An 11,291-nucleotide genomic window follows, 5' to 3' on the forward strand; every position below is an offset into this window, starting at 1 on the left:
GACCGCGACGGTTGGGGACGGCTGGCGCAGACTCTCGGCATCAAGACAATCCATGTGGCCGAGCGCGACACCCAGGTGTCGAACCAGCCCAAGCAGATCGGCGAATTCGTCAACACCTGGTCGATCGACGGCTTCGTCAGCGAAGGCTGCCAGCCGGCAGAACTGGGCTGGGGCACGCACGAGAAGGGCCTGCCGTCCGATGGCCGCCAGCATGAATTCGGCTGTGGCGCCGCCATCTACCTGATGCGCCCGGGTGCGGCAACCCGCGTGCGCACCTGGACCCCGCTGGAGGGGCCGTTCCACGGCTTCCTGATCACCCACAGCGAGGCGATCTCCATCTCCGACTATTTCACCGTGCGCGAAGGCGGCGAGGTCGTCTACCGGCCGACCTGCCACTATGCCTATCATCCCTGCGACGATGCGGTGATGTCGCTGCATGAACTGGCCGGCAAGAACTTCAACATGCAGGCCGAACAGCGGCTGATGATGCATGAGATCACCGGCGGGATGGACGAGCTGGGCGTCTTGCTTATGGGACATCCCAAAGGTGCCTACTGGTACGGCTCGCGCCTGGGGATCGAGGAGGCGCGCACGCTGGCGCCCTACAACAACGCCACCTCGATGCAGGTGACCTCCACGGTTCTGGGCGGCATCGTCTGGACTCTTGAGAACCCGAATCGGGGCGTGGTCGAACCGGACGAGGTGGACTTCCGCCGGGTGCTGGACATCGCCACCCCCTATCTCGGCGAGGTGGTCGGCGCCTATGGCGACTGGACTCCGCTGCAGGACCGCAATGTTCTGTTCCCCGAGGACATCGACGAGGATGATCCCTGGCAGTTCAAGAACTTCCGGGTGGTTTGAGAGACGTCGCATGAAGTGCCGCAGCCCTCGCCGCCGATCCGGCGGCGGCGGCTGCGGCAGTGCTGCCACAGGGGGCACGGCGACACGGTGACATTGCCCGCCAAGGCGGCTTGAAACCGTTGACTTGGGCTTTCGCTTCCCCCAATCGTTCCGACATGCCCAAGCACGTCTCCCGGCGCATCCGCGCCAAAGCTCCGATCGCCGCCAACCCCATCCTGCGCTCCGGCATCGTCGGGCTGATGGTGGCGTGTGGGGTCGCCGCCGTGGATCTGGCCCTGCCGGAGGCGGCTCACGCCCAATCGCCGGCCCAACAGGTACCGGCCACCAAGCCGGCGCCCAAACCGAGCGGCACACCGCTTCCCGGCAACAAACCGTCGGCTCCGGCTGCCCAGGCGGGCGCGACCGGCGCCCAATCCACGCAGGAGCCCGTGCTTCTGACGGCGGATCAGGTCACCTTCGACGAGGTGAACAGTGTCGTCACCGCCAGCGGCAATGTCGAGCTGGCCCAAGGCAAGCGCAGCGTCCGCGCCGACAAGATCACCTACAACCAGAAAACCAAGGTGGTCACCGCCACCGGCAAGATCCGTCTGGTGGAGCCGTCGGGCGACATCGTCTTCGCCGACTACGCCGAACTGACCGACGATCTGAAGGACGTGTTCATCGAGAACATCCGCGTCCTGATGACCGACAACGGCCGCATGGCCGGCAACGAGGGCGAGCGGCGCGAGGGCCGTCTGACGCGCGTCAACCGCGGCGTCTACAGCCCTTGCGACCTGTGCAAGGAAGACCCGACCCGTCCGCCGCTGTGGCAGATCCGCGCCGTGCGCATCGTGCACGACAACGAGGAGCACGAGGTCCGCTATCGCGACGCGACGATGGAGATCTTCGGCATCCCCGTTGCCTACACGCCCTACCTGTCGCATCCCGATCCGTCGGTCGACCGCAAGAGCGGTTTCCTGACGCCATCCTTCGGCAACAACTCCAACCTCGGCGCAATCCTCAAGACCCATTATTATTGGGACATCGCGCCGGACCAGGACGCCACCTTCGACCTGCACTACTACTCGCAGCAGGGGCCGCTGCTCGGCGGCCAGTACCGCAAGCGGTTCGAGAGCGGGCGTCTGGAACTGGAAGGCGCCATCACCCGCGGCGATGTTGCCAACACCACCATCGTGCCGAAGGAAACGCGCACCCGCGGTTACGTCGCGGCGCGCGGCCTGTTCGACATCGACGAGACCTGGCGCGCCGGCTTCGACATCAAGCGGGCCAGCGACCCGACCTTCCTGCGCCGCTACTACGATTTCCGCGAAGACTATCTGACCAGCAAGGCCTTCGTGGAAGGCTTCAGCGCCCGGAACTACGCGGCGATCACCGGCTACAGCTTCCAGGACATGCGGTACGGGAATCCCATTTCCGAACCCGTCGCCCTGCCCTATGCGCAGTACAATGCGCTGGGCGAGCCCGGCAGCCTGCTGGGTGGCCGCTGGTCGTTCGACACCAGCCTGCTGGCGGTGTCCCGATTCAAGAATGCCGGTCCCGACACCCAGCGCGTCATGGCTCAGCCGGGGTGGGAACGGAACATCGTTTCCAACGCCGGTTTTGTGACGACCCTGTCGGGCAGCGTGCTGGTCGCCGGTTACAAGGCGCAACAGTTCAACTACAACGACCCGACGGTCCGTGGCGACGACACCATCAGCCGCTTCCGCTTCTTCCCGCAGGGACAGGCCACTGTCCGCTATCCGTTCGTCCGCTATGGCGAAAGCTCCTCCCAGCTGGTGGAGCCGATCGGCCAGCTGACCATCGCGCCCAAGCTGCCGAACGGTCGCCTCTTCCCGAACGAAGACAGCCAGGATGTCGAGTTCGACGATGTGAACCTGCTGCAACCGAACCGTTTCACCGGTATCGACCGGCTGGACGACGGCATGCGCTTCACCTACGGCATGCGCGGCGCGATCTACGGCTACAATCAGGGCTCGGGCAGCCTGTTCCTGGGCCAGAGCATCCGCCTGAGCGACAGCAGCGCCGGATTCTCCGGCGATTCTGGCCTGGAAGAGCGTGTGTCCGACTATGTCGGCCGACTGGACCTGCAGCCTGCCGACTGGCTTGATGTCAATTACGGCTTCCGCGTCGATCACGAAACCTTCCGCCCGCGCCGCCACTCGCTGAATGCCTCGACCGGCGTCCCGCTGCTTCGGCTGTCGACCTCCTACACCTATGTCGACCAGACCACTTCCCGCACCGCCGTTACCCGCAACCGGGTGGAGCAGGCAAGCTTCGGTGTTTCCTCGCAGTTCACCGACCACTGGAACATCGGCATCAGCCACACCCAGGCCATGGAACCCCAGCCGGGTCCGCGCGCCAGCCTTGCGGTGCTGACCTATGGCGATGAGTGCCTGCTGTTCCAGACGATTGCCCGGCGCGATTACACGATCAGCACCACCGGCGAAAAAGACGGCAACACCATCTTCTTCCGTCTGGTCTTCAAGAATGTCGGCGAATTCAAGAGCCCCGGCATCAGTGCCGGATTCCTGGGGGGCGGTTCGACCAACCAGTGAGGAAGGGTATAACCTCCCGCAGGTGGCTGGCATTGTGGTCGGCCGCCTGCTGAGGCTGTTGACCCAGCAGGATTTTCCGGCCAATGCCGGCCCTGGCTGCGGCGAGCATGTCGGTGACTTGATCGCCAACGAGGATTGAGCGCGACAAATCCAGGCCGAGGCTTCGTGCAGCTTCGAGAATCATGCCGGGAGAGGGCTTTCTCCAGAAGCTGTCGCGGACATAAGCCTGCACCTGTCCCTGCGGGTGATAGGGGGAATGGAAAACCCCCGCGATGTCCACCCCGCGAATCCGAAAAGCATCGACCATCCAACCAGTGAACTGGAGAAATTCGCTCTCGGTAAAGTCACCGTGGGCGATCCCCGCCTGATTGGTGACGATCGCAACGCGATATCCTCGATCCATCGCCATCCGCGTCAGATCGAACACTCCATCCATAAACTCGAATTCGCGATGGGTAACCGCATGTCCATGATCGACGTTCACAACGCCGTCACGGTCCAGAAATAGAGCTGGGTAAGCCATGGTGCGCTTCCGGCTGCCTTGTTGGTTTGGCCTCAATCTCCGCGCCAGGATGCGGCGGCATACCGGTTGAGGCAACGTCCAACAGCCATCGACGGCGGCCAGGGGGTTGCATCCCTTGGCCGTTGCCATTAGCCATTAAGGCCCGACGAGACAGCCCGCCGCGACCGACATCATGACCCTGGGACGTTACGACTACGAAAGACGGTACCGCAAACGCGTGCGGGCCGGCGTCATCAAATTCGCGCTGCTGGCGGCATTCGTGCTCGGCGTCGGGCTCTTCTCCAACATGATGGAGATCTAGCATCTGAAGGGCCCTGACGTGACCCTGCGCGAGGAGATCGGCACGCTGTCACGCCACGAAGCCGAGCTGGAACTGCTGGCCAGCCTGATGCAGAACGTCGTGCGCACCTTCAAGGCGCGCGTCGAGCAAAGTGGAGGGGCGCTTGCAGCGCGAAGTGCCGACAGGCGACCTTGCAAAGCTGACGCAACTGGTGGCGGAGCGGCTGAAGGGCGGACTGGACGCCAACCGCCTCTCCTTCGTCATCTCCCAGGCGCAGGTTGCGCGCAACTGCCAGCCAACCGACACCAAGCGGTTCACGCTCAGCACTCCGCTGCTGAAGGGCGGGGCGCGCGGGGTGACCTTCGGCAACGGAACCGTCACGGTCACCGGCGAAGGCCAGTCGGCCCACAATCCCCAGGGGAATGCCGAGAGCTGGTTCGATCCCGGCCAGCCGGTGACCATCCGCATCACCGGCATGGGCGGCAAGGGCACCACCGTCAGCGGTGTGTTGCCGCTGCACCAGTCGCTGGTGGTCGACAACGCCGAGTACCGCTTCACCATCGCCGCTTCCCAGCGGTCGTTCGTCGAGGTAACCGCCGACCGCTGCGCCTATCCCTGAGGAAGCGGAACAGCGAACCCGCACGGCGGCTCTCCCGCCGCGTGGATGTCCCACATTGTGGCATAGGCAGCTTCGATGGCTCGGGCGAACCTGTCGGTGTCGAACAGAGGGGCTGTTGTCCGCGCCTGCTCCAAACGCTGCTTCAACGCCGCCAGCTCGGCAGGCTGGGTTGCCAGCCGTTGAGCGGTCGCCTCGTAAGCCTCCCAATCCTGAACAGCCAGGTCCGGCATTCCGATGGCCCGCAGCAGGCTGGCGGCGACCCGCCCGGCAAAGGATCGCCCGGGGACCGTCAACACCGGAAGCCCGGCCCACAGCGCATCGCTTGCCGTTGTGTGGGAACCGATGGGACCTGAGTCGAGGAACAGGTCAGCCAACCGGTGGCGTGCCAGATGCTCCGGCCCCGGCAGACGGGGGGCGAAAACCAGCCGTTCCGGCGCGATCCCCCGGTCGCCTGCCGCGCGCCGCAGATTAACCGCGACCTCGGCCTGCCCTTCCAGCAACCACAGAACCGAACCTGGCACGCGCTCCAGAATCCGGCACCAGCGCCCGAACAGCTCCGGCCCGATCTTGTAGGCAGCGTTGAAAGCGCAGAAGACCACGCCCTCGGCCGGAAGGCCACAGTCGGCACGGTCCGGCACCGGCCCGATGGCGCGCCTCCGGTCGTTGGGCTGATAGCTGTCTGGCAGATGGACGATGCGCTCGCTGTAGAAGCGCTGGCTTTCGGCCGGCGCCACCACCGGGTCGGCGATGACATAGTCGATGGCCGGACTTCCGAGCGTGCCTGGATAACCAAGCCACTGTGCCTGCACCGCCGCCGGTCGATGAGCGGCGATTCCGGGGCGGGCATTCTGGGTGTGACCCTTCAAATCGACCAGGATGTCGATGCCAGCCTCGTGGATCAGCCTTGCCGCCACCTCGTCGGTCAGGGGTGACAAATCCAGAAAGCGGTCGAAGCCGGCGACCAACCGCCGACGCAGCTGTCCGCCATCGTCGACCCCGTAGGAGCAGCCGACAATCTCGAACCGGTCGCGGTCGTGCCGTTCGATCAGCTCCGCGATCAGCACCGCGGTCGCATGATCATGAAAATCGGCGGAGAGATAGCCGATGCGCAGCTTCGGCCCACGCTCGGTGCGGTTGGGAAAGGCCGGCAGGATACCGCGCGTCTTCCAACCGGAATAGCGTTCGGCACAGGCGCGTTCGAGCGCCGGTCCCGCCCCTTCACCCAGAAAGATCCAGGGGTTGGCTTGCTGCGTCCGCCCTTCCCGCACAAGCTCCACCAGCCGGCCCGACAGAGCGGCCAGCCCGCTCCAGCGGCAGAGATGGCGGCGCTGCTGTACCAATTGGGCCAGCACCCCGCCGCTGTCGGAAAGACCGATGCGCAGAGCGCGTTCGAAGCCGACAATGCTCGCCGCGGCATCTTCCGCCGAACCACAGCGCTGCCCCCTGTCCTTCCGCGTCTGGGCGAGGTTGGCATGCCCCTCCGCCAGATCGGGCCGCAGGCACAGGCAGGTGCGGAATCCGGCGGCGGCACGATCGAGGTCGCCGCGGTCGCGGTGCAGGACAGCCAGTGCCAGCCGGGCGGGGACCAGAGCGGGGTCGAGCTTCGCCGCCCGATGCAGCGCGGCCTCCGCTTCCTCCAGCCGGCCAATCTCGCGCAGAAGGACACCTTGGTTACAGGGCGCCGGCGCGTAGCCGGGCATCAGCCTGGCGGCCTCGCCATAAGCCGTGGCGGCCTCCGCCTTGCGGCCGAGCGCCTGCAGCGTCACGCCCCAGTTATAGTGGTTGCCTCCGAAATCGGGCAGCCAGGCCAGTGCCTTGCGGTGATGTGCCTCAGCCTCCGCAAGGCGCCCCTGACGCCGTAGCACCTCGCCGAGATTGGAGCGGGCAACCGCCTCCTCGGGCGTGCCGGCCTGCCCCAGCGTATCGAGGGCTGCGAACAGGGCGGACAGCAGCGCGCCGTCGCCGGGCTTGCCGGCCAGACGACGGCGCAAGTCGGCGACGGCCCCCTTGCCGGTACCAGATGGCGCGGTCACTTGCGCTGCCACTGGCCCGCGGCCGTCATCACGAACTGACCGGTCGGGGTGCGCTCGATCAACTGCTGGCCGGCAACCGCCTGGACCTTGTCCAGCGCCGTGCCATTGCCCTGGGCGATCTCCTGATATCGGGCAAGACGCTGGGCGTTCACCTGCTGAGCCAGGGCCTGGGCGGATGCCGGCGCACCGGGGACCACCCCGACCATCCCGTCCGGGCGCTCGCCCAACTGGCCGGCGGCCTTGGCGGCGGCCAGCGCGTCCTGGGCCAACGCCAGTTGCGGCAAGGCTGCGGCCAGCAGGGAGGCGGTCAGCGTCGACAGGGCAAGCCGGTTGAAGCGGCGGCGGTCGATGGACTTGCTTGTCATCACTTCCTCCCCTTCGCAGAAGTGGGTGTCGAATCGGCGGGAAGGCCGAACAGGGCCGGGTCGTTGCGGATGGCGTCGTCGACGTCGCGTTCCAGCTTGACCCGCACCTCCTGCTCGATCCTGACATTCAGGTTGATCTCGATGGGCTTGTCGGGCGCCTCGATCCTGACGGTCGGAGAGCAGGCGGCGGCCAAAGCCGACATCAGCAAGACGGCCGTCAGGCCGGTTTTGGAAAATCTCATAACCATGGTGGCGGTCAGTGGTCCTTCTGGTCGGAGCCGGTCAGCCGGTCCCGCAGCGTGTCGGGAATCCGATAGACGTCGAGGTTCTGGCGCAGAATCCGGTCGAGCGCGCCGGACAGCTTAAGGTTAAGCACAACCGGATAGCCATCGTAGAATGACGGGTTGGAACCACGCAGGGAGAAGCCGGCGCTCAGCTCTCCGCCGGCCTGGCCATCGATGGTGATTCGCAGGGTGTCATAGCGGAAGTCGGTCAGCGCCCCCATCAGCATGGCGGTCGGGCTGCCCTCCTCCCCTTTCAGGCCGGAAGGAGGCTGGGCGGGGTCGTAGCGTAGCGTTCCCGGACCTGACGATTCGAGCACGCCGCCATGCAGGGTGACCTTGTCACCGGCGAGGACCACCGGCAGGCTGCCGGCCAGCGTACCGGACGCCTCCAGCCCATCGACGGCGATCAGTTCCAGCAGCTTGGCGGCGTCGATGCCGTCGGCATGAAGGGTGATAGACCCCTTGGGCTTTTCCGGCGACAGCTCGAAGGGATCGGCACGCAGCGTGCCGCCGGCCCAACGCCATTCCGCGCGGTCAACGTCGAGCCGACCGTCGCGGCCATAGCCGAACAGCAGGGTTCCGTCCGTCAGCGGAATGCCGACATCCAACAGGCCGATGGATAGCTTCTGCCCGACCGGGATCACAGGCGGCGACAAGCTGGACAGGGCAACCGTGCCGTTGACGCCGGTGACGACCACCGGCCCGGCGGCACCCGCCAAGCCCTTCACCACCGCCTGTCCCGCGGTGGTGAACCCCTTGTCGGTCAATGCGAGCGTGGCCTTGCCGGACAAGGTGCCCGACGCCTTTTCAAAAAAAGTAGCGGCAAGCGGCGAAATCGCCGCCAGGCCGGGACCGTTTTCGGCAAGACGGATCGCCTTCGTCACCGCCTCCAGCCGTCCAATGCCGCCCGTCTGGTCGTAGCTGCCAACAAGAGTGACGTCGAGAAGGCCGTTGGCCCCCTCGGCGCCACCGTCGATGGTCCAGGGTCCTTCTCCCGACTGAGCCGCCCGCAGCGTGACGGCGAGCGGGACCACGGGTGCCGGCTTCGCCATGCTGGTCAGCCGCGCGACGGTGCCCGCCGCCCGTCGCGCGGCCCCGTCCTGATCCAGCCGCAGCGCTACCTGCTCGGCGCGCAGGGCGCTTTCCTGGAGATCGATGCGCGGTATCCGCAACTCCGCCGCGACGGCCATGCCGTTGCCGTTGGGCGACCAGCGCAGCAGCGGCGTCTCCTGCACCGGACAGACTGTGCCTCCCTGAGGCAGGTCGAGATGCTGGCCGGAGACCACCAGTCGCTCCGTCTTTGCCGACAGGCAAGCGGTTGATGGAACGGTGGAGAGACCTGAGGGGGGATCGGCGGACGTGATGGTCACCGTCCCGCCTTCCATCCCGATGACGATAGCGCCCGTCAGGCCCAGCCGGCCGGCCACCGGCAGGTCCAGAGCCTTGGCTGCGGTCTCCAGCGGACCGCTGTCGCCGGCAAATTCCAGCAGCAGGCCGCGCCAGCCGTCGGCGACACGCATCCGGGTGACGGTCACCGTGGCGTCCGCCAAGCCGGCCCTGCGCAGCGACTCCGTCGCCGTCGTCCCGATGATCGTCGGTCCGGCCAGAATCGCACCTCCCAGCCCGACGACGCCAAGCGTCAGAACGACCGCCGCCGTCCCCGCCATTGCCCGTCCCAGCCTCAAGCCCTGAGCCTCCTTACCTGTAAGCCGGGATCGGCATGCCATGTCCACGCCCGGATGAACACCCTGACGAGCGGCAGTCATCCGTGACTTTTGGCGGAACTTTCGACAGAGGCGCCGGCCGTTCGGCTTCCCCGCCAGCGCGGCTTTGCATTCCAGCACTTTTCCCCTATGGTCCGCTGCGCGGATTTCGGCTCATCGGAGTGTTTCGCATGAAGCGGTGGACCCGCGCGTTGCTGGCGGCGCTGTTCGCCACAATCTTCACTGTCTCGTTCTTTACAGTTTCTCAAGGGGAGGCGAAGGCCCTGGATCCGGAAAACACCATTTACCTCGACCTCAAGGACGGTCGCGTGGTGATCGAACTGCGGCCCGACCTGGCGCCGAACCACGTCGCCCGTATCAAGGAACTGACCCGCCAGGGCTTCTACAACGGCGTCGTCTTCCACCGCGTCATCGACGGCTTCATGGCCCAGACCGGCGATCCGACCGGCACCGGCATGGGCGGCTCGGGCAAGAAGCTGAAGGCCGAGTTCTCCAGCGCTCCGCACATCCGCGGCACCCTGTCGATGGCCCGCGCCCAGGATCCGGACAGCGCCGACAGCCAGTTCTTCATCTGCTTCGCCCCGTCCCAGTTCCTGGACCGCCAGTACACCGTCTGGGGCCGCGTGGTCGAGGGCATGGAGTTCGTCGACATGATCAAGAAGGGCAGCCAGTCCCGCAACGGTCAGGTCACCGACCCGGACAAGATCATCAAGATGCAGGTCGCTGCCGACGTGAAGTAACGTCGCTCCACCAGCAGATCGGGAAAGGGGGACCGGCTCGCCGGTCCCTTTTTTCATGTGCAGGGATTGCGCAGCTCAGACTTTCCCCTTCAGCCGCCGGCCAGCGCGTTGGTCATGGCCCGCAGCAGATCCTTCATCGACTGCGGCCGGTCCTGCCAGCGCATGGAAAGCCCAGACAGCAGCACCTTTTCGAATCCGGGGACCAGCGCAATCCCCAGTTCGGACGGCTTCGGCACCTTGTCGTTCATGAAGCGGGCGGTGGCGTCGGGCGGGGTGCGCCCGGTCAGAGCCAGATAGATCGTGGCGCAAAGCGCATAGACGTCGGACCACGGCCCCTGCCGCCCCTCGTTGGAATATTGCTCCGGTGGGGCATAGCCGGGCTTGAGGATCACGGTCAGCCCTTCTCCCGGGCGGGCGGTCTGCCGCGCGGCGCCGAAATCCAGCAACTTGCGGTCGCCGCCATTGGTCAGGAAGATGTTGTCCGGGCTGATGTCACGGTGGATCAGTCCCTGGTCATGGATGGCCTGCAGCGCCTTGGCGATCGGCATCACCACGGACAGGGTTCTCTTCACATCGATCCGGCCACCGCAGTCGGTCAGATATTTCTTCATGGTGCGGCCTTCCAGCAGCTCCATGACGAGATAGGCGGTGCCGTTCTCCTCGAAGAAATCCTGGACGCCGACGATCTCACGCACGTCGCGCAGGCGCGCCAGCGTCCGCGCCTCCTCCAGGAATCGTTCCAGCCCGGCGGCGAAGGTCTCCGCATGCTCGTCGGAAAAGGGCGATACCGCCGGGGAGTTCGGAATCCGGGCGATCAGGTTGGCCGGATAATACTCCTTGATCGCCACCTTCACCCGCAGCCGGTCATCCCAACCCAGATAGGTGGCGCCGAACCCACCCTGCCCCAGCACCCGCCCAGCCCGGTAGCGTCCATGCAGCATGGTGCCGGGCACCAGATGCACGCCGGGCCGGTTGTCCGACTTCGCGGGGAAGCCGCAGCTGCCGCAGGCCCCGGCGCCCCCATGGGGGGCATAGCAGCTCGGGCACAAATTTGCCGCCGGCCCGCTCCTCGGTGCCGGGGACGGCGGCATGGAGGAGCCGGCGGCGGCCAGTTGCTGGCTGGCCGGGTGGAGAATCGTCTCGGCTCCGCGCATCCCGTTGCGCGCCCCCCCCTGCGCCTGAAGCGCCACCGCATCGACGGTGACCGGCCCCGCCACCTGCACTGTGGCGGCCGGAACCGCAGGGGGAACGACGGCTGGCAGACAGGCGGTGGCGCTGGGACTGTCGCCATCTGGCGCACCCTGTCA

Annotated in this window: 11 protein-coding genes; 5 read left to right on the top strand and 6 right to left on the bottom strand. The window is 66.3% G+C overall.

Features of this window, described 5'->3' with window-relative positions:
- Positions 1–861: saccharopine dehydrogenase C-terminal domain-containing protein (locus I71_RS18945; RefSeq protein ID WP_042696495.1), on the top strand; the 861-nt coding region annotated here is incomplete at its 5' end.
- Between the two features lie 155 nt (positions 862–1,016).
- Positions 1,017–3,416, top strand: coding sequence for an LPS-assembly protein LptD (locus tag I71_RS18950; protein ID WP_042696496.1), 2,400 nt, complete (start codon positions 1,017–1,019; stop codon positions 3,414–3,416).
- On the opposite strand, the gene I71_RS18955 is transcribed toward I71_RS18950, so the two are convergent.
- On the bottom strand, positions 3,376–3,939 hold the full coding sequence (locus I71_RS18955) for a D-glycero-beta-D-manno-heptose 1,7-bisphosphate 7-phosphatase (RefSeq protein ID WP_042696499.1): 564 nt from the start codon (positions 3,937–3,939) through the stop codon (positions 3,376–3,378). The genes I71_RS18950 and I71_RS18955 overlap by 41 nt on opposite strands.
- A gap of 172 nt (positions 3,940–4,111) precedes the next feature.
- On the opposite strand from I71_RS18955, the gene I71_RS40625 reads away from it, so the two are divergent.
- Entirely contained in the window at positions 4,112–4,240 is a 129-nt protein-coding gene (locus tag I71_RS40625; RefSeq protein ID WP_280109898.1) for a hypothetical protein, read from the top strand.
- Positions 4,241–4,382: 142 nt separating this feature from the next.
- Positions 4,383–4,838: a hypothetical protein gene (locus I71_RS39885; protein ID WP_244433917.1), complete on the top strand. Its 456-nt coding sequence runs from the start codon at positions 4,383–4,385 to the stop codon at positions 4,836–4,838.
- Here the strand turns inward: I71_RS39885 and I71_RS18965 are convergent.
- The 4 genes from I71_RS18965 to I71_RS18980 are packed head-to-tail and all read right to left on the bottom strand — an operon-like array spanning position 4,829 to position 9,205.
- Positions 4,829–6,871 (bottom strand): tetratricopeptide repeat protein, encoded by a 2,043-nt coding sequence (locus tag I71_RS18965; RefSeq protein ID WP_042696501.1) that lies wholly within the window; start codon positions 6,869–6,871, stop codon positions 4,829–4,831. The two genes, I71_RS39885 and I71_RS18965, sit on opposite strands and share 10 nt — an antisense overlap.
- Complete coding sequence (locus I71_RS18970; protein ID WP_042696502.1) at positions 6,868–7,236, bottom strand: YdbL family protein; 369 nt, start codon at positions 7,234–7,236, stop codon at positions 6,868–6,870. Before I71_RS18970 ends, I71_RS18965 begins: the two co-directional genes overlap by 4 nt.
- A complete protein-coding gene (locus I71_RS18975; RefSeq protein WP_244433918.1) occupies positions 7,236–7,439 on the bottom strand; it encodes a YnbE family lipoprotein in 204 nt (67 codons plus the stop codon). Before I71_RS18975 ends, I71_RS18970 begins: the two co-directional genes overlap by 1 nt.
- Positions 7,440–7,492: 53 nt before the next feature.
- Positions 7,493–9,205, bottom strand: coding sequence for a YdbH domain-containing protein (locus tag I71_RS18980; protein ID WP_042696506.1), 1,713 nt, complete (start codon positions 9,203–9,205; stop codon positions 7,493–7,495).
- A gap of 209 nt (positions 9,206–9,414) precedes the next feature.
- Here I71_RS18980 and I71_RS18985 point away from each other — a divergent pair, with 209 nt between their 5' ends.
- The gene (locus I71_RS18985) at positions 9,415–9,984 is read left to right on the top strand and encodes a peptidylprolyl isomerase (RefSeq protein WP_012974050.1); all 570 of its coding nucleotides are present in this window, start codon (positions 9,415–9,417) and stop codon (positions 9,982–9,984) included.
- An 89-nt stretch (positions 9,985–10,073) separates the two neighbouring features.
- Here I71_RS18985 and I71_RS18990 read toward each other — a convergent pair whose 3' ends face one another.
- Entirely contained in the window at positions 10,074–11,201 is a 1,128-nt protein-coding gene (locus I71_RS18990; RefSeq protein WP_244433919.1) for a serine/threonine-protein kinase, read from the bottom strand.
- Between the last annotated feature and the right edge of the window lie 90 nt (positions 11,202–11,291).

Origin of the sequence: Azospirillum sp. B506 (assembly GCF_000333595.1) — a bacterium.
Classification (GTDB): domain Bacteria; phylum Pseudomonadota; class Alphaproteobacteria; order Azospirillales; family Azospirillaceae; genus Azospirillum.

Excerpts from the sequence above, each read along its gene's own strand:
- I71_RS18950 (WP_042696496.1), top strand. The coding sequence starts at position 1,017 with ATGCCCAAGCACGTCTCCCGGCGCATCCGCGCCAAAGCTCCGATCGCC.
- I71_RS18955 (WP_042696499.1), bottom strand. The coding sequence starts at position 3,939 with ATGGCTTACCCAGCTCTATTTCTGGACCGTGACGGCGTTGTGAACGTC.
- I71_RS40625 (WP_280109898.1), top strand. The coding sequence starts at position 4,112 with ATGACCCTGGGACGTTACGACTACGAAAGACGGTACCGCAAACGCGTG.
- I71_RS18970 (WP_042696502.1), bottom strand. The coding sequence starts at position 7,236 with ATGACAAGCAAGTCCATCGACCGCCGCCGCTTCAACCGGCTTGCCCTG.
- I71_RS18975 (WP_244433918.1), bottom strand. The coding sequence starts at position 7,439 with ATGTCGGCTTTGGCCGCCGCCTGCTCTCCGACCGTCAGGATCGAGGCG.
- I71_RS18985 (WP_012974050.1), top strand. The coding sequence starts at position 9,415 with ATGAAGCGGTGGACCCGCGCGTTGCTGGCGGCGCTGTTCGCCACAATC.